Source organism: Winogradskyella sp. 266wxhm (assembly GCF_058964685.1).
The window spans coordinates 3323530-3345654 of sequence record NZ_CM179559.1 but is presented as its reverse complement, the minus strand read 5'-3'; the positions used below and the strand labels follow the sequence as shown (position 1 = coordinate 3345654).

General features: G+C 32.6%; 20 protein-coding genes. 7 read left to right on the top strand and 13 right to left on the bottom strand.

The genetic code is table 11. The features are described from left to right. Positions 1-94: 94 nt before the first annotated feature. Positions 95-838 carry a T9SS type A sorting domain-containing protein gene (locus AC2H4K_RS15100; RefSeq protein ID WP_281139701.1) on the bottom strand — a complete coding sequence of 248 codons (744 nt, stop codon included), beginning with the start codon at positions 836-838 and terminating at the stop codon, positions 95-97. 353 nt (positions 839-1191) lie between these two features. Further along, positions 1192-3024, bottom strand: a complete 1833-nt coding sequence (rpsA, locus tag AC2H4K_RS15095) for a 30S ribosomal protein S1 (RefSeq protein ID WP_281139702.1) — start codon at positions 3022-3024, stop codon at positions 1192-1194. A 289-nt stretch (positions 3025-3313) separates the two neighbouring features. On the opposite strand from rpsA, the gene AC2H4K_RS15090 reads away from it, so the two are divergent. After that, positions 3314-3691, top strand: a complete 378-nt coding sequence (locus tag AC2H4K_RS15090) for a LysM peptidoglycan-binding domain-containing protein (RefSeq protein WP_281139703.1) — start codon at positions 3314-3316, stop codon at positions 3689-3691. A gap of 52 nt (positions 3692-3743) precedes the next feature. Here AC2H4K_RS15090 and cmk read toward each other — a convergent pair whose 3' ends face one another. From cmk to lon, 4 genes are all read right to left on the bottom strand, one after another. Next, on the bottom strand, positions 3744-4433 hold the full coding sequence (gene cmk, locus AC2H4K_RS15085) for a (d)CMP kinase (RefSeq protein WP_281139704.1): 690 nt from the start codon (positions 4431-4433) through the stop codon (positions 3744-3746). Continuing rightward, positions 4434-5453 (bottom strand): type IX secretion system protein PorQ, encoded by a 1020-nt coding sequence (porQ, locus tag AC2H4K_RS15080; RefSeq protein ID WP_281139705.1) that lies wholly within the window; start codon positions 5451-5453, stop codon positions 4434-4436. A gap of 63 nt (positions 5454-5516) precedes the next feature. Then, on the bottom strand, positions 5517-6293 hold the full coding sequence (locus AC2H4K_RS15075; RefSeq protein ID WP_281139706.1) for a LysM peptidoglycan-binding domain-containing protein: 777 nt from the start codon (positions 6291-6293) through the stop codon (positions 5517-5519). After that, on the bottom strand, positions 6277-8730 hold the full coding sequence (gene lon, locus AC2H4K_RS15070; RefSeq protein WP_281139707.1) for an endopeptidase La: 2454 nt from the start codon (positions 8728-8730) through the stop codon (positions 6277-6279). Before lon ends, AC2H4K_RS15075 begins: the two co-directional genes overlap by 17 nt. A 228-nt stretch (positions 8731-8958) precedes the next feature. Between lon and AC2H4K_RS15065 the strand changes: the two genes are divergently transcribed. The 4 genes from AC2H4K_RS15065 (at position 8959) to AC2H4K_RS15050 (ending at position 11938) form a co-directional block, all read left to right on the top strand. Further along, entirely contained in the window at positions 8959-9510 is a 552-nt protein-coding gene (locus AC2H4K_RS15065) for an RNA polymerase sigma factor (RefSeq protein WP_281139708.1), read from the top strand. 11 nt (positions 9511-9521) lie between these two features. After that, positions 9522-10082 (top strand): coiled-coil domain-containing protein, encoded by a 561-nt coding sequence (locus tag AC2H4K_RS15060; RefSeq protein WP_281139709.1) that lies wholly within the window; start codon positions 9522-9524, stop codon positions 10080-10082. After that, positions 10060-11145 carry a hypothetical protein gene (locus tag AC2H4K_RS15055; protein ID WP_281139710.1) on the top strand — a complete coding sequence of 362 codons (1086 nt, stop codon included), beginning with the start codon at positions 10060-10062 and terminating at the stop codon, positions 11143-11145. Before AC2H4K_RS15060 ends, AC2H4K_RS15055 begins: the two co-directional genes overlap by 23 nt. A gap of 67 nt (positions 11146-11212) precedes the next feature. Further along, the gene (locus AC2H4K_RS15050; RefSeq protein WP_281139711.1) at positions 11213-11938 is read left to right on the top strand and encodes a head GIN domain-containing protein; all 726 of its coding nucleotides are present in this window, start codon (positions 11213-11215) and stop codon (positions 11936-11938) included. 76 nt (positions 11939-12014) lie between these two features. Here the strand turns inward: AC2H4K_RS15050 and AC2H4K_RS15045 are convergent, their stop codons facing one another. Then, complete coding sequence (locus AC2H4K_RS15045) at positions 12015-13031, bottom strand: hypothetical protein (protein ID WP_281139712.1); 1017 nt, start codon at positions 13029-13031, stop codon at positions 12015-12017. Between the two features lie 91 nt (positions 13032-13122). Next, positions 13123-14649 (bottom strand): polyamine aminopropyltransferase, encoded by a 1527-nt coding sequence (locus tag AC2H4K_RS15040; RefSeq protein ID WP_281139713.1) that lies wholly within the window; start codon positions 14647-14649, stop codon positions 13123-13125. Positions 14650-14689: 40 nt separating this feature from the next. Between AC2H4K_RS15040 and AC2H4K_RS15035 the strand changes: the two genes are divergently transcribed. Together AC2H4K_RS15035 and AC2H4K_RS15030 are read left to right on the top strand one after the other, a co-directional pair. Next, complete coding sequence (locus tag AC2H4K_RS15035; RefSeq protein WP_281139714.1) at positions 14690-15250, top strand: Cj0371 family chemotaxis-regulating polar lipoprotein; 561 nt, start codon at positions 14690-14692, stop codon at positions 15248-15250. Then, the gene (locus AC2H4K_RS15030) at positions 15213-16394 is read left to right on the top strand and encodes a glutathionylspermidine synthase family protein (protein WP_281139715.1); all 1182 of its coding nucleotides are present in this window, start codon (positions 15213-15215) and stop codon (positions 16392-16394) included. The genes AC2H4K_RS15035 and AC2H4K_RS15030 overlap by 38 nt, the downstream gene beginning before the upstream one ends. Here AC2H4K_RS15030 and speD read toward each other — a convergent pair. The 5 genes from speD to AC2H4K_RS15005 form a co-directional block, all read right to left on the bottom strand. Then, positions 16387-16761, bottom strand: a complete 375-nt coding sequence (gene speD, locus AC2H4K_RS15025) for an adenosylmethionine decarboxylase (RefSeq protein ID WP_281139716.1) — start codon at positions 16759-16761, stop codon at positions 16387-16389. The two genes, AC2H4K_RS15030 and speD, sit on opposite strands and share 8 nt — an antisense overlap. 18 nt (positions 16762-16779) lie before the next feature. Continuing rightward, the gene (locus tag AC2H4K_RS15020) at positions 16780-17334 is read right to left on the bottom strand and encodes a hypothetical protein (RefSeq protein WP_281139717.1); all 555 of its coding nucleotides are present in this window, start codon (positions 17332-17334) and stop codon (positions 16780-16782) included. A 69-nt stretch (positions 17335-17403) separates the two neighbouring features. Then, positions 17404-18699 (bottom strand): MFS transporter, encoded by a 1296-nt coding sequence (locus tag AC2H4K_RS15015; RefSeq protein WP_281139718.1) that lies wholly within the window; start codon positions 18697-18699, stop codon positions 17404-17406. Between the two features lie 70 nt (positions 18700-18769). Further along, positions 18770-19597, bottom strand: a complete 828-nt coding sequence (locus AC2H4K_RS15010) for a M48 family metallopeptidase (protein ID WP_493742573.1) — start codon at positions 19595-19597, stop codon at positions 18770-18772. 78 nt (positions 19598-19675) lie between these two features. Next, positions 19676-22093, bottom strand: a complete 2418-nt coding sequence (locus AC2H4K_RS15005; protein ID WP_493742572.1) for a glycoside hydrolase family 31 protein — start codon at positions 22091-22093, stop codon at positions 19676-19678. Positions 22094-22125 lie beyond the last annotated feature (32 nt).

Sequence of the window (22125 nt, the reverse complement as noted above, 5' to 3'; positions counted from 1 at the left end):
TTAGGGTTTCCAATTAGATTTGTAAGCTATAAAACAAGAGGAAGCTCTTTTTTATAGAACTTCCTCTCACACACTTTGTTGAGTTGACTATTAATTAGTACTTAATAAACTTGTAAGTGTAATTTTCTGTTTCATTAATTAAATTTAATACATAGAAACCATCACTAAGATAAGATGTGTCTATAGCTGCAATGTTTTCATCTGTCTCTATTATCTGAACTATTTTTCCATCTAAACCATAGATTTGATAAGAGTTATAGCTTGTATTATTAACCAATCTTATTTGATCTTGACTAACTAATACTTTTACATTATTCTCTTCAACATCTACACTTGAAAGCGTTGCATCAAATACACTATTCATAGTAATTGATGTACCACTTAATAAGGATGATAAATTAATAAGCGCTTGATTATTCTTATAAACCCTTAGGTAATAAGCATCAGAAGGAGTAACATTGTCTAAAACAACCTCAAAGCTACCTCCAACTAAGGCAACAATATTGTAAGAATCACATTCTAATTCTTGCAATTGCCCTAAATCATCACTAGGAGCTAAGAAAATCTGATAATCAATATTTGCCACTAATGTAAGACCAAGGCTTGCCATGCCTATCTGAACTTTGTTATCACCAGGACTAACAACATGTTTATAAAAAACATCTTCAGATGTATCACAAGCAGGTGTTAAACCTGAATTTGTGGCAGAATTGTAATTTAGAATATTAACAGAAACACTGGTTCCATTAATTTCGATGGCATTTTCAATAGTGTTACCATCTTGGGCATTTATTGCAAAAGCAACAAACAACCCGACACAGAGTAAAGTTTTTTTCATAATATAAAGATTTTGGGTTATTGGGTTATACTGTTATTAAGACTAGGGTTAAAATGAGCCTTATTAGTTAAATCTTAGGGTTTATATTATTGAAATTTTGGGTTATAGATGCTTTAGTTCATATTTCTAAAATTATATTTTGGGTTATTGGTATTCACTTAAATTTAACACTTATTTTTAATGAAATACTAATTATTTGGCTGAAATACACTTTTTTTTAACATTTCAAACTCAATTTTACGAATTGTACTACAAATATAGTCTTCTGAATAACAGTTTGTTACAAAAAAAAGCCTTTCATTTCTGAAAGGCTTTAATCATTTTAGGTTGAAAATTCAGCCTATAAGCTGATTTTATTTTCCATCCATTTTATCTTTAAGAGCTTGTAAAGCATCGTTTGCATCACCTAATGTTGGTTTAGCTTCAGCAGCTTGTGCTTCAGCTTTCTTAACAGCTTGCTTAACGATATTTGCTTCTTCTTCTCTAAATACAGCAGTATGAGATGCTACAACACGCTTGAATTCTTTGTTGAACTCAATGATTTTGAATTCTGCTTCTTCACCTTTTTTAAGTTTAGAACCATCTTCTTTTTCTAAATGACGTGCTGGTACAAATGCTACAATATCCTCATTAAATTCTATTGTTGCTCCTTTATCTACCATTTCTGTAATAGCAGCAGTATGAGAAGTACCTACAGCAAACTCAGTTTCATATTTATCCCAAGGGTTTTCCTCAGTTTGTTTATGACCTAGAGATAACTTACGACCTTCTACATCTAACTCTAATACAACAACATCTAACTTGTCACCTACGTTACAGAACTCAGATGGATGCTTAATTTTCTTAGTCCAAGATAAATCAGAGATATAAATTAATCCATCAATACCTTCTTCTAATTCTACAAACACACCAAAGTTTGTAAAGTTACGTACAATACCTGTGTGCTTAGAACCTACAGGGTATTTAGTTGTAATGTCTGTCCATGGATCTGGTGTTAATTGCTTAATACCTAGAGACATCTTACGATCTTCTCTATCTAATGTTAAAATAACTGCTTCGATTTCATCACCTACAGATACGAAATCTTGAGCAGAACGTAAATGTGTAGACCATGACATTTCACTAACGTGTACTAAACCTTCTACACCATCAGCAACTTCAATAAATGCACCGTAATCAGCAATAACTACAACTTTACCTTTTACTTTATCTCCAACTTTAACCTCTTCTGATAAAGCTTCCCAAGGATGCTTAGATAATTGCTTAAGACCTAATTGAATTCTTGATTTGTTTTCATCAAAATCAAGGATTACAACGTTAAGTTTTTGATCTAACTCAACAATCTCATTTGGATGGTTGATACGAGACCAAGATAAGTCTGTAATATGAACTAAACCATCTACACCACCTAGATCGATAAACACACCATAAGAAGTAATATTTTTTACAACACCTTCTAATACTTGTCCTTTTTCTAACTGACCAATGATTTCTTTCTTTTGCTCTTCGATATCAGCTTCGATAAGCGCTTTGTGAGAAACTACTATGTTTTTGAATTCGTGGTTGATTTTCACAACTTTAAATTCCATAGTTTTATTTACGTACTGATCGTAATCTCTAATTGGCTTCACATCGATTTGAGAACCTGGTAAGAATGCTTCGATTCCGAAAACGTCAACGATCATACCACCTTTAGTTCTACACTTTACGAAACCATTTACGATTTCACCAGTTTCGTGAGCTTTGTTTACTCTATCCCATGCTTTAATTACACGAGCTTTTCTGTGAGATAATACTAACTGACCTGTAGCGTCTTCACGTACGTCAATTAACACCTCTACTTTATCACCAACTTTTAAATCTGGATTGTAACGGAACTCGTTAAGAGAAATTACACCTTCAGACTTAGCGTTAATGTCAATAATAGCATCTCTATCCGTAATATGAATAACTTCACCTTCTACAACTTCATCATCTAAAGTGTCTACGAAATTTTCAGATACTAACTTTTCAAATTCTTCTAATTTTTTGTCTTCAACTTGCTCAATTCCTTCTTCGTAATTGTGCCAATCGAATTCTTTTAAGAATTTTTCTGGATTTGCTTGAGCTTCAGATACTACTGGAGCCTCTGCTACTTTTGCTTCAGTTGCTTCAACTTCAGCTTGTTTTGTTTCTTTTTCAGACATGCGCTGAATAAAAATTTGTATTCTGTATTGTTTGAAAGATTAACGGAAAACTTTACAGAAGTTATTAATTAAAAAATGTGTTTCCTTTTCCACTTTCTCTAGTCCGCTAAAAAAGGAGTGCAAAAGTAGTATATATTTTACTGAAAACCAAACATTAAATATTGTGACTTCAACATTTTTTAGGTGTCTTAATGTTACATTATCAATTTGATGTTGAGTAGATTAAAAAATACTGCTAAAATTGGTATATTTACGAGTAACATATAAACAAACTAAAAACTATAAAATCATGGTTAAAGCAAAATATCAAGATGTTCTTGATTTAGGAGAAAAATTGAACATCCAAAACGGTAAAGTAGAAGAAACTGACGGAAAACTAAAAGTTTGGGGAACAGCCGCTACACAATATGAAAAAAACTTACTTTGGGACGAAATAAAACGTATTGGTGGTGAAAATCCTTCTGATATAATGGCTGATATTAAGGTTGCAGACGAATCAGTTTATGCAAGACATACGGTTAGTTCTGGCGAAACTTTAGGGAAAATTGCTAAGCAATATTATGGTGATCCTTCAAAATACCAAAAGATTTACCAGGCTAATACAGATATTCTAAAAAGTCCGGATTTAATTTATCCTGATCAAGAATTAGTGATTCCTAATATTTAATTAAGAAAGAAAATCTTTATACAAAGCGGTCTAATTTATTTTAGGTCGCTTTTTATTTTTCTATCATTTGATTAATTAAGTTAAGAATACTTTGAACTTGTGCTTCAATAGTTAAACCTGAATTATCAATTTCTATAGCATCATCAGCTTTTACTAAAGGAGAATCTTCTCGAGTGGAATCTATATAATCTCTTGTTGTTACATTTTCAAGAACTTCTTCATAACTCAACTTTTGTCCGCGTTCTAAAAGTTCTTTATAACGTCTTTCTGCTCTTGTTTCTGCAGATGCTGTCATGAAAATTTTTAATTCTGCATCAGGAAAAACAACGGTTCCAATGTCTCTTCCATCCATAACGATGCCCTTCTCTTTTCCCATGAGTTGTTGCTGCTCTACAAGTTTTCGTCGTACTTCAGACAATGTAGCAACAGGACTCACAAAACTTGAAACCTCCATGGTTCTAATGTCTTTTTCAATATTTTCTCCATTCAAATACACTTCAGCAAAACCTAAAGTTTCATTAAACTTAAATGTAATATTTACATCATCAAGATTTTCAATTAATTGCTCTTCATGAAAAAAGCCATCTCCTATAAAATCGTTTTTTAGAGCATAATACGTTACAGCTCTATACATGGCACCAGTATCTACATAAACATAGTTTAAGGTCTTTGCCAATTGCTTAGCAATAGTACTTTTTCCTGTAGAGGAAAATCCGTCAATAGCAATAACTATTTTCTTCATTTATCTTAAATCTATTTGTAGCCCAAAAAAGCTTGTGTTAGAAGCGCTAGTATATCTGGCATGTGTATAACTAAAGCGCATCTTGTTTAGTTTTATTCCCACACCAACTGAAAGTCCAGAAAAATTTCTTTGATCTACAATCCTAAGTTCTTCGGCTCTTCTAAAATTATAACCCAATCTTATATTGAAACCTCCTTCAGGAAAGAGTTCTGCTCCTAGAATAAGATGCCTTAATCCTTTATTGAAAAAGCTAACTTTTTCTTGAGTTTGGTTTCCATCCAAGTCCGTTGTTGCTCTCGCAGGATTAGCCACCGAAATTGGCCAACGTTGTAAATTTTCTAAGGTTAAATGCCAGCGTAAAGGTACATTTTCTAAAGTTTGAGACATTCCAAAATTAACTTCGAGAGGCAATGGTTCGTTTTGTCCTGCGTAAGTTGAAAATTGTGTTCCAATATTTCTAATGGTTAAAGCCGCATGAAAATCTAACTTTTCATTAATATACATAGCACCAATATCTACAGCTCCTCCAACGGAATTGTATTGTTCTAATAAAGAGGTTATGATTTTTACATTTGCTCCAACATAAAAATCGGTAAAAGGGATATTATAGTTATAACCGAATGAAATAGCTGCTTCATTTCCAGTAAATGTTCCTGTGGACACACCATTAACATCATAACCATCAAAAGAACCGTAATTTATATAAGTGACACCAAAATGGAAGGTCTGTACGTGTCTATCCCAAGTGTAGGCATAAGCTGCAGTTCCGTAAGTTATTCCCCCTAAATAATTTGAAACATTTACAGCAAGCTGATTACCCATTTCGTAATTAATTGAAGCTGGGTTGTAAAGGCCTTCCGTTACATCATGATCGAAATTTGTGATAATTTTTCCTCCTAAAGCAGCCTGTCTTGGTGAGGATACTAAGTTGAGAAATTGATAAGTAGATTCACCTCCTAATTGAGCGAATAAAGGCACGGCTAATAGTAGAAAATGTAAGGTAAGAATCCTCTTAATCATAGATTTGCAAAATAACTAAATCTATCTTAAAACGGTGATATGATTTTTTTATTTTTTTAAAGGCTATTCTTTACTCCTTAATTGAAGTTTTTGACCTACTTTAATAAGGTTACTCGATAGTCTATTTAATTCTTTTAGAGCCTCTACAGTAACTCCATTTTTATTGGCTATGCTATATAAAGTATCACCTTTAGCGACTGTATAATGGTATAATTTCTCACTATTGGAGTCATCAAAATTTCTAACCTTAAGTTTTTGTCCAACTTTTATAAGATTAGAACTTAAATTATTTTGCTGTTTTAACTCTTCTAAGCTTAAATTATAACGTTTAGCCAAACTATATAAGGTTTCTCCTTTAACAACCACATGATAATTAGAAGCTGTCTCCTTTGAATCAGCATCTAAATTAGAACTATTTTTATCTACCAAATCAAAGTTTTTAACCAAAAGCTTTTGACCTTCGTCCACCAAAGTAGTTTGTAAATTATTGGCTTGCTTTAATTCTGCAAGGGTAACATTATATTTTCTGGAGACATCAAGTAATGTTTCGTCTGGCTTTACAATATGATATATAGGAATATTATCTTGACTTTTTACAGAAGACGTAATTACTGTATTGTCTGTAACTAAAATTGGATCAGGCGATGTATTATCCTTATTCTCTTCAGCTTTAGTAGCTTCAGATTTCATCAGAGTAATTTCACCAGTAACAATATTCAGCTTAGCTGGTTTGCCATCTAGGATTACATCTCTATATTTTCCATCAGCTTGCCCGAAAGCAAAATGATTTAACGTTAATAGAAATAGTAATCCTAGTATGGTTTTACAGCTTTTTAGCATCTTTTACTTTTTGATTTGTAATGGCTATATCTAGCACATCACTCATATCTTTAACATAATGAAATTTTAAACCTTTAAGATATTCTGGTTTAATTTCATCAATATCTCTTTTGTTATCTTCACAAAGTAATATTTCTTTTATTCTAGCACGCTTCGCAGCTAAAATCTTTTCTTTTATACCACCAACTGGCAATACTTTACCACGTAGCGTAATCTCACCCGTCATAGCAATACTCTTTTTCACTTTACGTTGTGTGAATAAAGATACTAAAGATGTTAGCATAGTTACACCTGCACTTGGGCCGTCCTTTGGTGTTGCACCTTCTGGAACGTGAATATGCACGTTATACTTATCAAAGACTTCAGGATTAATTTCAAACTTATCTGCGTTTGCCTTAATATACTCCATAGCAATTGTTGCAGACTCTCGCATTACTTTTCCTAAGTTACCGGTAATACTAAGATTGCCTTTTCCTTTTGACAAAATAGATTCAATAAACAGAATATCACCTCCTACTCTAGTCCATGCTAAACCTGTTACAACACCAGCTACGTTATTGTTTTCGTATTTATCGCGTTCTAATCTTGGGCTTCCTAAAATTTCAACAACATCTTCATTGGTTACTTTAATATTGTACTCCTCTTCCATCGCTATGTTCTTAGCTGCATAACGCACCATTTTTGCGATTTGCTTCTCTAAACCTCTAACACCAGATTCGCGTGTATAACCTTCAACAATTTTTTCTAATTGTGGTTTACCTATCTTTAAAGCTTTTTCATCCAAACCATGCTCTGTTAACTGTTTTGGTAGCAAATGGCGTTTAGCGATTTCAACCTTCTCCTCAATTGTATAACCTGTTACATTGATGATTTCCATACGATCTCTCAATGCTGGCTGAATTGTATTGAGACTATTAGAAGTCGCTATAAACATCACCTTAGAAAGGTCGTAACCCATCTCTAGGAAGTTGTCATAGAACTCATTATTTTGCTCTGGATCTAGCACCTCTAACATCGCTGATGAAGGGTCTCCTTGGTGACCTGCTGATAACTTGTCTATTTCATCCAAAACAAAAACCGGATTAGATGTACCAACTTTTTTCAAACTTTGAATGATCCTACCTGGCATAGCACCAATGTAGGTTTTTCTGTGTCCTCGGATTTCGGCTTCATCACGTAAACCACCAAGTGAGATTCTTACATATTCTCTTCCCAAAGCTTCAGCTATAGACTTTCCTAATGAGGTTTTACCAACACCTGGAGGTCCGTATAAACAAAGGATTGGCGACTTCATATCATTACGAAGTTTTAAAACAGCCAAATATTCAATAATGCGTTTTTTTACATCATCTAAACCAAAATGATCACGATCTAGAATTTTCTTAGCACGTTTTAGGTCGAATTTATCTTCACTAAATTCATTCCATGGTAGATCTAAAAACAAATCCAAATAGTTTCTCTGAATAGAATATTCAGCAACTTGAGGATTCATACGTTGCATTTTGGCCAATTCCTTTTCAAAATGGGTTTTTACCTTTTCATCCCAATTCTTTTCTTTGGCACGCGCTTTCATATCTTCAATTTCTTCACCAGAAGAAACACCACCTCCTAATTCTTCTTGGATAGTTTTCATCTGTTGATGTAAGAAATACTCACGCTGTTGTTGGTTCATATCACTTTGAACCTTATTTTGAATATCATTTTTAAGCTCTAGCTTTTGATATTCGATATTCATGTATTTTAAAGTCTGAAGTGCACGATCCTTAAGATCATTAATTTTTAATAATTCTTGCTTTTCTTCAACTTTTAAATTCATGTTTGAAGACACAAAATTTACCAAGAATGAGTTACTCTCAATATTCTTAATCGCGAAAGAAGCTTCTGTCGGAATGTTTGGACTTTCCTTAATAATATCTAAAGATAGATCCTTAATAGAATCTATGATTGCTTTAAACTCTTCATTATCCGCAGCTGGTTTAGCCTCTGGAATATCTGATATTGTTGCCGTTAGGTAAGGCTTTTGAGAAATTATATCATTGATTTGAAAACGCTTTTTACCTTGAATAATCACTGTAGTATTGCCATCAGGCATTTTTAATACTTTCAGAATTCTAGCAACCGTACCCGTTTTGTAGATATCTTTTTCTGTCGGATTTTCAACATATTCATCTTTCTGCGCTACCACACCAATTACTTTACCTCCATTATTAGCATCATTTATCAACTTAATAGATGCGTCTCTACCAGCAGTAATAGGAATAACAACACCTGGAAACAATACTGTGTTTCTTAAAGGTAAAATTGGTAAAGATTCGGGTAAAACTTCATTATTTATTTGTTCCTCATCCTCAGGCGTCATTAGAGGAATTAACTCTGAATTCTCGTCAAAATCCTGTAATGACAAACTGTCAAGGTTCATAAAATTTGATTTCTTCATAATATTTTTAAGCCATTATGTCACTCATATGAGCACATTAGCGTTTGTTTAAATGTATTAATATTTAACTTTATATTGAATATCAACAACTTATAAGATATTCAAAGTTATTCACACTAGTATATTTTCAATTGTTATGCCATTACCTTTATAACCACTAAAACTTTTTTCTCTAAAAGTGTAACAGTTTATGAAACGCTTCATCTTTATACCAAAGCAATTGTTTTTTTGACATCAACCAATCAAGATATCGAACAGTTAGTTTTGCTTTGTGGCTCTGGGAACCAACGTGCGCAGTTGGAAATATACAACAGGTACAACAAAGCAATGTATAACACAGCCCTAAGGATTGTAAAAGATTCCTTTAAGGCTGAAGACATAATGCAAGAGTCTTTTTTAACCGCGTTTACAAAGTTAAAAACGTTAGAGGACACTAAATTATTTGGTGCATGGTTAAAGCGCATTGTTGTAAACAACAGTATAGCTCATTACAACAAAACCGTAAAGCAAAATGAAGTACCTCTAGAACATGTAATGTACAAAGTTGAAAATGACAACGGTATTGAAGAACAAAGTCATAACTCTGAAAAAGTGAAGCAAATACTTAAGGCTATGAAAAGTTTAAAAACCAACTATAGCTTAGGTTTAACACTACATCTTATAGAAGGTTATGATTATGAGGAAATCTGTGAAATTATGGATATTTCTTATGCTAATTGCAGAACAATGATCTCTAGAGCTAAAGAAAGTTTAAGAAAGAAATTAGAGCTAACAGTCTAAATTATTGATGTATGAAAAAAGATACTATAGACAATTTATTTGAAGAACTTAAAGATGAATTTGATATCAACGTACCTAAAAGTGGGCATGAAAACCGATTTTTAGAAAAATTGAATGCTGATAAAGCTGTTATCAATGATATCGAAAAATCGAGATTTAACTGGAAGCCTTTATTAGCTGTTGCGGCTTCATTAGTCATTTGTTTTAGTGTTTTTATTACAGCTCAAAACCAACCTAAAACTTTGGATTTAGCAAGTGTTTCACCTGAAATGTCCGAGACTCAAGATTTCTTTACTGTTACAATTGAAGACGAACTAAAAAAACTCAACAAAGAGCGTTCACCGTTAACGGAAGCTATCATCAATGATGCTTTAGAACAGATTCAATTATTAGAAAATGAATACCAAAAATTAAAAACAGATTTAACCGAAAGTGGAAAAGATCAGCGTGTTATTTATGCTATGATTTCAAACTTTCAAACCAGGATAGATATTTTAAATACTGTCTTGGAACAAATAGAAGATGTTAAAAATCTAAAAATCAACACCGATGAAACTAAAAATACAATTTAGATTAGGGCTTTTGCTCTTATTGATGCCTACTTTGCTAATTGCAAATAATGACATCACACTTAAAACAACCAAGGAAAAAAATATTAAAAAATCATTTAACACCTCCTCTAACGGAACTGTAAAAATTAATAATAGCTATGGCAATTTAGATATTGTTACCTGGAACGAAAACCGCGTAGAATTTGACATTACAATAAAAGTAACTGGTGGAAATTCAGATAAAGTTAATGACAAACTTGAAGACATCGATGTAGCGTTTTCTAATGAAGGTAATATAGTTTCTGCAGTAACAAAATTCAGTAAAAGCAAAAAATCTTGGTGGAGTTGGGGAAACAATAACAATCTTAAAATTGAAGTTAACTACCGCGTAAAAATGCCAATCACCAATAGTGTTGACCTAAACAATGATTATGGATCTATTAATCTAGACCGACTTGAAGGTCTCGCTAAAATTAATTGTGATTATGGAAAAATCACCACAAAAGAACTGATGGCTGAAAATAACTACATAAAGTTTGATTACAGTAACAACTGCTATTTTGAATACATTAATAGTGGTAAAATAAATGCTGACTATAGTGGTTTTACAGTGGCAAAAACTAAAAACCTAGATATTAACGCAGATTATACAAAATCCATTATAGAAATTTCAGAAAATGTAAGATACAACTGTGATTATGGCTCTTTGAAAGTGGAAAACATTAACAACCTTGACGGTAATGGCGACTATCTATCTCTCCGTTTAGGAAATGTTTATAAAAGTGCCTCTATAAAGGCAAATTTTGGATCTATAAAAATTGACCGCATTGCTTCTAAAGCTAATAATTTGGATATTAACTCAGATTATACAGGTATAACAATCGGACATGATGCCAACTTTAATTTTGATTTTGACATCGATCTAGATTATGCTTCTTTAAGAGAATCTGACGGATTTAATTTCACTGTAAAAGATATTAACCATACAGGTAAAAAGTATAGAGGCTACTATAATTCAAAAGGATCTGGTAATTATGTAAGAATAAAATCAGAGTACGGAAGTGTAAGCTTTAAACAATTATAATCAATTCACCCTTACTAAAAGTTATGGTGAACAATCAAAACGAACAGTAACTAATCAATTAGAAAAAATGAAATTATTAAAATCAATCACGTTAGTTGTATTTCTATTTAGTGTTACAACATCTTGTGCACAATGGGGAAAATCTAAAAGAGTTAAAGGAGATGGAAACATTACTACAGAAAACCGATCTACTGGTGATTATGATGGCTTAAAATCATCTGGACCAATGAACTTTAAGTTGGTCGAAGGTAAAGAAGGAAATATTACCATTGAAGGTGACGCAAACCTTATTCAATATATTATTACCAAAGTTGAAGGAGGTAAACTTATTGTGAAAGTTGAGAATGGCATTAACCTTAGACCAACAAAGACTATTGTTGTAACAGTCCCTTACCAATCTATCAACTCAGTATCTTTAGCTGGGTCTGGAGACATTAAAAACTCAGGAACTATTAAAGCTAATCATTTTGATGTATCCTTGGCAGGCTCTGGAGATATTGATTTAAAAATTAGCAGTAATTCTGTTGAGAGTAGTATTGCTGGGTCTGGTGACATTGAATTAAATGGTTCTACAAAAGATTTGACAACAAAAATCACAGGATCTGGTGATTTTGATGGTAGTGACTTAGACAGCACTAATGTTACAGCAAAAATTACAGGCTCTGGTGGTGCAAATGTAGTTTGCAATGGAGAATTAAAAGTAAGAATTACAGGCTCTGGAGACCTGAGGTACTCAGGAAATCCAACAAACAGAGATACTAAAGTAACAGGCTCTGGAAGTGTACATAACTAGAGCTTAATCAACCATAAAAGAAACATAAAGGAGCAAGGCTACCCTTACTGTTTTATGTTTCTTTTATGGTTAAAAATTAATTAAAATATTCATCATCTAAGGAATAATTAAATGTCCCATCTATGCATTGAAAAGGCCCTGTTTCTTCGTTATTACTATTATCAACAATCCGATATTCAAATTCAAATGTTCCTGAAATAACTCTATCTTCTAAATCGAAATTGGTTATAGTTATTGTACCTGGATTGTCATAATCAGGGTAACCCAATGCGTTATTCACATAAAAGAAGTTGATATCAAAATGAGGAACTACTTCTTCTCCATCATTATCATACACTGGATCTGTTTGTAAAACATATGTTCCTTCTTCCCACGTATTTTCAGGAATATATAATTTGATTTCTTTAGTAGATGTAACGTCTGGTATTATTTCTTGATAAGTACTGTTTCCGTCAATAGATATATAATCATAGTCGTTGGCATAAGAAAAGGTAACTATACTAATGGCACTATTAAATATATTGTATCCATTCGGTTTCATATCATTGTATTGAACACCATCTAAATTTGCTGTCATTAAAGCAAATGAGCCAACAGATTCAGACACACAATTACCTAATGCATTTATTGCTGCTTGTAAACTCCCATCATCACCACACTCTGCTATCTGATTTTCTAAAGCTGTTTTATAAACTACACAAAGGTCTTCATAGTTTTCATCTGAGGCATTTTCAAAATTTATCTGAGCCAAATTCACTGCGTTCTCAGCTGCTTGGCAGTCTGTAAAATCATTTGGATCTATACAATCACCTAAAGCAGTTATGGATTGCTGTATGGAACCATCAGGGTCACCACAAGCTAAAATTTGATTCTCAAGAGCTTCTTTGTAAGCACTACAAAGCTCAGTGTAGTTTCCGCCTGAAGCCATATTGTTAATAAATGCTAATGCTGCATCTGCTGTATTTAAAGATGCTTCTTGACAGGACAAATCTGTTTCTTGATTATCTAAAAGATCTTGATCTATTGGTTCATCTTCACAAGTAAATGCAGTAAGCAATATAAAAAGAGTAAATAGTATGCTTATTTTTTTCATTGATACGATAGGTTAAATGTTTTATTATTTTTCTTCTTCGGCAATTTAGGAAAATAAAATTAAGATTTATAGTCCTGTAAACTTTCATCTATTATTTAGTACCAGCTTCAAAATCAACTTTCCACTTTTCCCAATCATCAAGAAAATAATTTAAAATTATAGGGTTATCCAAAGTATTCAGCTTTGTTTCTGCTATGGTAATATCCTTAGGAAAAATAAACGACTGTTCAACCTGGTTTGCATTAAGGTACTTTAAATCTTTGGGTAGAGAACTCACATCTATAACCTCATCATTGTCTTTGTACTTAGCAATAATAAATCCCCAATCTCCAAAAGACGGAATATAGGTGTGATAAGGTTCTACAATCTCAAAAACTGAACTAAGTGTATTTTTTATACAGCTAAAAACTGTATTACTAAAATATATTTCACCAGACTGCGTCACAAAAACTCCTTCTTTTTTTAGATTTCGTTTAGCCATTAAAAAAAACTGCTTACTATATAATCTCGCAATAGCTTGATTTGTTGGATCTGGTAAATCTGCGATTATAATATCATAAGGTTCCTCATTATTAAACAAAAATGTAAAGGCATCTTCTGTTATTAAATTTACTTTTTTGTTAGTCGCAGCATTATTATTTATAGTCTTTAAATAATTGTTTTCTTTTGCCAGATAAAACATAGTACTATCAATATCTACAACATCAATTCGCTCTACAGTTTCATGTTTTAAAACTTCTCTGCTTGCTAAATTTTCTCCTCCACCTAAAATTAAAACACGTTTAGCATTAGTATGCATACTTAGCGGAACATGCACCAAAGATTCATGATAACGATGCTCATCTGCTGACGAAAACTGTATTACTCGATTTAGATACAACCTTACATCATCATTGTTCTTTGTCATCACTATTTTTTGATAAGGTGTTTGCTCATTTAAAACTATGGGACGCTTATAAATTTTTTGATCCCAAACTTTTAATAATCTTCCTCCAAAAACAACTAAAACCAAAAGTGCAATAATTATTAAAAACCCGTAAATACTGTTTCTTTTTTTATGCTTTAGTACAGTATAATTTAAAGCAATGCCTAAAAGAATATTTACAATACCAAAAATTAAAGATGAATAATAGAGCCCTACAAAAGGCAGAATTATAAATGGAAAAATTAACGTTGCTATAAGTCCTCCTATATAATCTAAAGACAGTACATTAGATAGATTGTTTTTAATATTACTTTCTTCGAGGGCAAAGGTCAACAAAGGCACTTCCATTCCTGTTAATAGACCTATTACAAAAATTAATACCAAGCAACATATCTGCAGAATAGTTGGCGAGACATATACAAACAACATATATAATAACGGTACAGAAATACCTCCTATTAATCCTAAAGCATATTCTACATTAATAAAAAACTGCAATGGTTTGTCTTTGAAAAATTTTGACAGAAACGCACCAATACCCATTGAAAACAGGTAAACACCAATGATTATAGAAAATTGTCTAACACCATCACCTAAAAAATACGTTGCTGTAGTACTAATCAGTAATTCATAGATAATGGAACACAATCCTGCAATAAAAACTGCAAATGGAATTAAGGCTTTTTTATTCATTAAAATTTAACTATGTTTGAGGACAAATAACTGGTCAAAGATGAATAAAAAAATTATAACAGGTCTTTCTTTAACTAAAAAAATAACTTTAGCTACGGCAATTTCTGCTTCGGTAATCCTTCAGAGTTGTGGTGAGGCAGATGCAAGTCCAAGAATTAAGGACGCACAGCAAGAAACCATTTATGAATCTACAAAAGGTGTTATTACCGAAGTAGAAGAAGTTGAACCAGGAAATGACTACAAAATTATAGACGAGCGTATTATTGATGAAAAAGATAAGTCTATTGCCATTGTTCATACACTTGAAGGTAATGTAGACACACTTTCATTAAGAAAAATGAAAGAAGACAATTCATCTTACACTCGCCATTCAGGATTAAGAAGTATCCTTTATTACTCATTAGCAGCCTCTTATTTTAATAGAAGACTCAGTAATGTAACGCCAAACCAAAGTAACTATAAAAACGCTTCGGCTTACAACAAGTCTACAGGACTTAAAAACGATTTAAGAAGTACAGCTACATCTCGTAGAGTTAGCGTACCAGGAACATCATCTAGAGGATATGGCAGTGGAAAATCGTTTAGGTCGTTTGGCGGATAGTCGATTTAAAGAAATTAAACGCCTCAAAAAAAAACATACACCACACAGATTACATTGGTTTTTAGAGGAAGATTATTTTTCTGAAGAGCTTCTAGGTATTTACCGTTCAGAAGTTGAGCAATTTCGTCGTGTTTCTGATGAAGCTTTTTATTTATTTCAGCGTGCGACGGATAAAATTATTTCAGAAAATAAGCTTAGTGAACTTGGTATTCCGCAATCATTTCATCAATGTATTATTCACAGTTGGAAAAATAAAAACAAACATCCGTTTCTTTATGGACGTTTTGATATTAATGGAGGCTTAAAATCTGATCGTAGTCGTATTATAGAATTTAATGCAGATACGTGTAGCACACTACCAGAAACGCTTTTATGGCAACCACTTCAACTTCAACAATTAAAAGGAACACCTCAAAGTTTTAATTCGCTTAAAGACGATATTACCGCTACACTTTCCACTCTAAAATCTTATCTAGGAAAAGATAAACCTGTATTTCTAGGGACTTCTTTTGGATACATTGAAGATGTTGAAAATGTAAACTGCATAATAGACATAGCATATCAATCTGGATACAAACCTTTTTATACAAATCTTGAAAATGTTATTTTTTCTGATGAAGGAGTTTTTCATCAGGTTGGTAATGAATATGAAGATGTAGATGTTTTATTTAAAATGATTCCTTGGGATTGGATTTTTAATGACGAACCTGAACTTGCCAAAACACTATCTGATTTAATTATAAACGAAAAAGTAGTAGTATTAAACCCACCTTATACAGCTGTTTGGCAGAATAAAAAGTTTTTGGCTTATATCACTAAAAACTTTCCTAATTCTGTTTTGGCAGAAACTTATATCACACAACAACCGTATTTAGGAGATTACGTAAAAAAACCTGCTTATGGTCGTTTGGGCGAAAATATTACAGTTGAAACGACATCTAAGGCAAGATTAGAATCACAGGGAGATTTTGGTAATCAGGATATGATCTATCAAAAATATTACCCTTTAGACTTAGATTTGGAAGCCTATTCTTACCAAATAGGCATGTTTTACACATCAAAAGCTTCTGCTATTAACTTAAGAGCTCAAGAATCATCTATTATAACCGATGATTGTGAGTTTATGTCTCATTATATTATATAAGATCTGGGGAAATAATTGAGATAGCTTCTCCCCTTTCAATTTGTTTGATAACAACATTATTAGATTCAAAAGACTGCATTAACAACTTCTGAATTTTATTGGCATCAAAAGCTCTACAAGAAAAAATATCTACAGCTGCAAACTGATGCTCTGGCCAAGTATGAATGCTTACATGACTTTCTTCTAATAAAATAAATCCGGTAGCACCAATAGGTTCAAATTGTTTAAAGGATTCGTTGACTTTAGACAGTTTTAATTCTTTTACAATATCGTTTAAAACCTGTTTGATTTCTGGCACGAAAGAAATACTGTCTGGATTACAATTGTAGACATCCCAAGTAATATGAGTTCCTAATGAGTTTTTCAAAATTCTGAATTCAGGTTATTATTCTTCGTCTTCAGAATAATTATCGTAAGCATTTTGCATTAAATCCATAAACTCTCTAGGATCATAAACTTTAACTAGAGTTGTGTAAGATTCGTCAGCATCTACCTCAACCATTCCTGGTAAGTCTTCTCTTGGTCCATAATCCCAAGTTACTTTATTAATAACATCTCTAACCACATCAAAATTTCCTTCCATCGGAATTCCTAAATATGTTATTTCCTTATTAGGTAATGTAGAAACATAACTGTCCTCATACATTGGAGGCCCATAATATTCATCAGTAACTAAATATTCTGATAATGAAGCGTTAATCATGTATACAGGCTCTGTAAAATTGTATTTGATTACACTATCATTTTCAAGTGTAAGCTTATGCTCACCTGGTCCCATTTCTACCCAAACTACTTCTTTTGGCGGTACACTAACTCTTAAGGTATCCACCATGATTTCAAGGTCAAATTTTGTAGGATTATCAATTGCTAAATCAACAGTTTGACTACATGATGATAATAACAATGCAGGTAGAGCTAATAATACAAGATATTTTTTCATTATAGGTTATTTAGTTCGTTGCAATATAATAATATTTGTCAACTATGTATTTAGTGATGAATTTAATTTTTACGATTCTTGTTTTGGTACTCTAAACAATAAAATAATACCTAATAAAAAGAATACAAATAAGAAGAGAATTGAGTTACGCATACTACCCGTAATTTGATCTATAAACCCATAAATAAGCATACCTATTACGATTCCTATTTTTTCTGCCACATCAAAAAAGCTGAAGTAAGATGTGGTATCTTCGGTTTCAGGTAGAAATTTAGAGTATGTTGAACGCGCCAAGGATTGAATGCCTCCCATAACCAAACCTACCAAAGATGCCGCTATATAAAACTGAATTGGTGTTTCCATAAAATAAGCATAAAAACACAAGCCCATCCATATAAAGTTAACAGCTATTAACGTAGGAATATTTCCAAATTTTGAGGATGCTCTCGAAGTTAAAAAAGCTCCTAATATGGCAACCAATTGTATAACTAAAATACTGACTATTAAACCTGTTGTTTTAGCTTCATCACTTCCCCAATCAATTTCTTCTTCACCAAAATAAACCGCTACTAACATTATAGTTTGTACCGCCATACTAAATACAAAAAATGCATTTAGGTAACGTTTCAACCTTAAGTTGCCTTTTAATTGCTTCCAAACCCCTTTTAGTTCTTTAAAACCATTTAACACAACATCTTTTGTCACTTTATGACCTGAAGAAACTCCTTTTGGTAAAATATAGAAAGTATATTGACTAAATCCAGCCCACCAAATTCCAACAGTTATAAAAGAATAGCGCATCATTTGCATCTTATCCGTACCATCCTCTTGACTCATCACCATTGCAAGGTTAACAATTAACAACAATACACTACCAATATATCCTAATGAAAATCCTTTGGCACTTATACTATCTTGCTGTTCTTCAAAAGCGATATCTGGTAAATATGAATTGTAGTATACTAAACTTCCCCAATACCCAATGAGTCCCATAAAATAGAACAATAAGCTTAGGTGAATTCTATCCAAACTAAACCAATATAAGCCAATACAGCCAGCTGAACCTACATAGCAAAAGAATTTCATGAAATTTTTCTTATTACCAATATAATCGGCAATACCAGATAAAATTGGTGACATAACTGCAACCACCATAAAAGTAAAAGCTGTAACAAAAGTGATTAATGCTGTGCTTTTAAATTCATATCCGAAAGCCAAAATTTTCTTGACTTCTGACACAAATAATGCTGAATAAAATATTGGAAATATTGAAGACGCAATAGTTAAGGTATATACAGAATTTGCCCAATCGTAAAACGCCCAAGCATTTAAAAGTTTTTTGCTTCCTTTTTTAAGTTCGCTCATAAATTATAGTAATAAAAAAGCTGCTCTTTTTGAGCAGCTTCTAAAATAGGTAAATATTATTAACCTAATATTAATTTATCGGTCTAAATGATGTTACACCAAATTTCTTTGCTTCAGCTTTTGCCTTTGGAGCTAATGATTTTAAATTGGCAATTCTAGAGTCATTACTTGGGTGTGTACTTAAAAACTCTGGTGGAGCTTGACCTCCACTATTTGCTTTCATACGCTCCCATAATTGTGCAGCTTCATCAGGATTATAACCTGCAATAGCCATAAGGTAAATTCCTATTTCATCTGCTTCTGTTTCATGACTTCTACTAAATGGTAACATTCCAGCTACATTAGAAACCACACCAAAAGACTGATTGAAGATACCTAGTTTTTGTTCATCATTTGCTAAAGCTACATTACCTGCTACTGCCAGACCTTGTTGAATGTATGCCGCACTCATACGCTGTTGCCCATGATTTGCTAAGGCATGAGCTACCTCATGTCCCATAATAGCAGCAACACCTGTTTCATTTTTTGCAATTGGCAAAATACCAGTATAAAAAGCTATTTTACCTCCAGGCATACACCAAGCATTAACTTGCTCTGATTGAATAAGATTATATTCCCATTTATATTCGTCTAAATAACCTTGAAATCCATTTGCATCTAAATATCTTTCAGCCGCAGTTGCAATACGTTGCCCTACTCTTTTTATCATTTCCGCATCGTTTGTACCTGTAATAACCTTGCTTTCATTTAGAACTTGATTATATTGAGCGAAAGAGGAAGGAAAAAGTTGATCATTAGATACAAAAGCCATTGTTTTCTTTCCTGTAAATGGATTTGTTGCACAAGACAATACTATAAACAAGATAGCAAAGCTGAATATGGTTTTATTTATTTTCATTTCTGATGGTTTTTAAGTTTAATACTAAAATACAAAATCGTTTTATATTTATTTGAAACGAAAATAGTCAATAAGTCACTAAGCATTTAGCTGTTTTCCTTTAATATGTAACTCAGAAAAATTCTTATCTACTCTAATAGAGTCTATTCCATTGATTTTTATTGTATCATAATCAATAGTTTTATTGTCTATTTGTACTTCAAGAATTTCAAAAGGTAACCCGTGGAATTGAATTTTAAAGGTTTTATACTCTGTTATATATTTACCTTCTTTGTATTGATTTATAATCAATTCATCAGATCTACCTGTAAGGCTGAAGTTTCTAAGACTATATCTTCCTTTAGTATAATCGAAACCATCGTTAGCATCGCTAAAGAACTCACTTTCCTCTTTACCTTTTTTATAGTATACATCTAAAGTAATTTCTTCAATTTCCTTTTCACCAACATATTGTTGTACTGGAAATTTAGGAATTATAGCACCTTCTTTAACATAGATTGGCATACTATCTATATCTGCATCAACCCAAGTTTCTTTACCACCTTTTACAATCTCATCATTCCAGAAATTGTACCATTTTCCTCTAGGAATATACATACGTCTTCCTTTGGCATTTGGCTCTAAAACAGGACATACTAAAATCTGTTCGCCAAAAATAAATTCATCAGTTCTATAATGCGTCTGAACATCTTCTTGATCATACAACACTAAAGATTTTAATAATGGAGTTCCTAGGTCTGTATATTTCCAAAATGCTGTGTATAAATACGGTAACAACTGGTATCTAATCTCAATAAACTTTCTAACGATATCTGTAACATCTTCATCAAAAGTCCAAGGTTCTTGATCTCCATGGTCTCCTGAAGAATGTACTCTAAAGAAAGGATGGAAAACTCCTAACTGTACCCAACGCGTAAACAATTCACTATGTGGCTGCTCTGCAAAACCACCAATATCGTTTCCTGCAAAAGAAAAGCCAGACATAGCCATACGCTGCACTTGTAAGTTTGCAATCCATAAATGCTCCCAAGTTGCCACATTATCTCCTGTCCAAGTTGATGTGTAACGTTGCGTCCCTGAATATGCTGAGCGTGTAATAACAAAAGGACGTTTTGGATGAGAATATTTCTTTAAACCTTGATACGTAGCCCTAGCCATTTGCATACCGTAAATGTTATGCGCTTTTCTATGACTGCAAGGGTTACCATCATAATCGTGACGAACATCGTCAGGGAATGTTTTATTAGGAACTTCCATAACTGCAGGTTCGTTCATATCATTCCAAACTCCTTTAATTCCTATGTCTTCAATTAATTCTTGGAATAAACCAGACCACCAATCTCTAACTTCAGGATTTGTAAAATCTGGGAAGTAACATTCTCCTGGCCAAACTTTACCTTTCATGTAATCACCATCGGCACGCTTACAGAAATAATCATTTTCTAAAGCTTCATTAAACACCCAATAATCTTTATCTATTTTGATTCCTGGATCTATGATTGCTACGGTTTTAAAACCGTCTTCTGCCAATTCCTTAACCATACGTTTTGGATCTGGAAAATAATCTTTATTCCATGTAAAGCAACGGAAACCATCCATGTAATCTATATCTAAATAGATAGCGTCACAAGGAATTTGTAATTTTCTAAATGTAGATGTAATTTCTTTAACCTTACTTTCTGGGTAGTAGCTCCATTTACACTGATGAAAACCTAAAGCCCAAAGTGGCGGCAAATGATGTGGTTTCCCTGTTAAATCTGTGTAACTCTCTACTACATCTCCCATTTTTGGCCCGTAGAAGAAATAATAATTCATCTCACCTCCTTGTGCCCAAAAACTTGTTACATTTCTTCGCTCGTATGAAAAGTCGAATGAAGATTGAAATGTATTATCAAAGAAAATACCATAAGCCTTTCCATGATGAAGTCCTGTGTAGAAAGGAATAGTTTTGTAAATAGGGTCTGTATCCTTACCATAAGCATAAGAATCTGTCACCCAATTTGTGTATCGTTTTCCTTTGAGATTTAAATGGTTTGGCTTATCTCCCAACCCATAATAACTCTCTCCATCGTTAGAGATTTTACTCATTTTTACGATGTTACCACCAAACTCGTAACTCTCTTCCCAATGAAAACCATTCTCATCTTGGTTGATGAGTGTACCATCAACAGCATCGTATATTGAGATTTTGAGAGTTTCTTTAGAAATTTCGCAACGAAGCTTACTCGTTAAAACCTCATAACTACTTTCCTTCTCTTCAATCTCTAGCTTATTATAACCTATACTTGCGTATTTAGTTATAGCATACGAAAAGTCGTTATTAAAATTTCCTACTGTAGTATATCTAAATCTTAAAACACTATCTCTTACAACTGTTAGTTCTAAAATGACATCATTATCTGTAGAAAAGTAAAGCTTATCTACATCTTTTTTGAAGTCTATTATTTTGGAAGGAAATAAATTTCCTTTATGCTCTAATTCTGTATTTACAATCATATAATCGCATTTTGTAAAAATGTCTGTAAAAA

Coding starts and splice junctions, on each gene's coding strand:
- AC2H4K_RS15020 (WP_281139717.1), bottom strand. CDS start 17,334: ATGAAAAAATATCTTGTATTATTAGCTCTACCTGCATTGTTATTATCA.
- porQ (WP_281139705.1), bottom strand. CDS start 5,453: ATGATTAAGAGGATTCTTACCTTACATTTTCTACTATTAGCCGTGCCT.
- AC2H4K_RS15005 (WP_493742572.1), bottom strand. CDS start 22,093: ATGATTGTAAATACAGAATTAGAGCATAAAGGAAATTTATTTCCTTCC.
- AC2H4K_RS15055 (WP_281139710.1), top strand. CDS start 10,060: ATGAAACTAAAAATACAATTTAGATTAGGGCTTTTGCTCTTATTGATG.
- AC2H4K_RS15100 (WP_281139701.1), bottom strand. CDS start 838: ATGAAAAAAACTTTACTCTGTGTCGGGTTGTTTGTTGCTTTTGCAATA.
- AC2H4K_RS15030 (WP_281139715.1), top strand. CDS start 15,213: ATGGCAGTGGAAAATCGTTTAGGTCGTTTGGCGGATAGTCGATTTAAA.
- AC2H4K_RS15075 (WP_281139706.1), bottom strand. CDS start 6,293: ATGCTAAAAAGCTGTAAAACCATACTAGGATTACTATTTCTATTAACG.
- AC2H4K_RS15010 (WP_493742573.1), bottom strand. CDS start 19,597: ATGAAAATAAATAAAACCATATTCAGCTTTGCTATCTTGTTTATAGTA.
- lon (WP_281139707.1), bottom strand. CDS start 8,730: ATGAAGAAATCAAATTTTATGAACCTTGACAGTTTGTCATTACAGGAT.
- AC2H4K_RS15090 (WP_281139703.1), top strand. CDS start 3,314: ATGGTTAAAGCAAAATATCAAGATGTTCTTGATTTAGGAGAAAAATTG.
- rpsA (WP_281139702.1), bottom strand. CDS start 3,024: ATGTCTGAAAAAGAAACAAAACAAGCTGAAGTTGAAGCAACTGAAGCA.
- AC2H4K_RS15015 (WP_281139718.1), bottom strand. CDS start 18,699: ATGAGCGAACTTAAAAAAGGAAGCAAAAAACTTTTAAATGCTTGGGCG.
- AC2H4K_RS15040 (WP_281139713.1), bottom strand. CDS start 14,649: ATGAATAAAAAAGCCTTAATTCCATTTGCAGTTTTTATTGCAGGATTG.
- AC2H4K_RS15045 (WP_281139712.1), bottom strand. CDS start 13,031: ATGAAAAAAATAAGCATACTATTTACTCTTTTTATATTGCTTACTGCA.
- cmk (WP_281139704.1), bottom strand. CDS start 4,433: ATGAAGAAAATAGTTATTGCTATTGACGGATTTTCCTCTACAGGAAAA.
- AC2H4K_RS15050 (WP_281139711.1), top strand. CDS start 11,213: ATGAAATTATTAAAATCAATCACGTTAGTTGTATTTCTATTTAGTGTT.
- AC2H4K_RS15060 (WP_281139709.1), top strand. CDS start 9,522: ATGAAAAAAGATACTATAGACAATTTATTTGAAGAACTTAAAGATGAA.
- AC2H4K_RS15035 (WP_281139714.1), top strand. CDS start 14,690: ATGAATAAAAAAATTATAACAGGTCTTTCTTTAACTAAAAAAATAACT.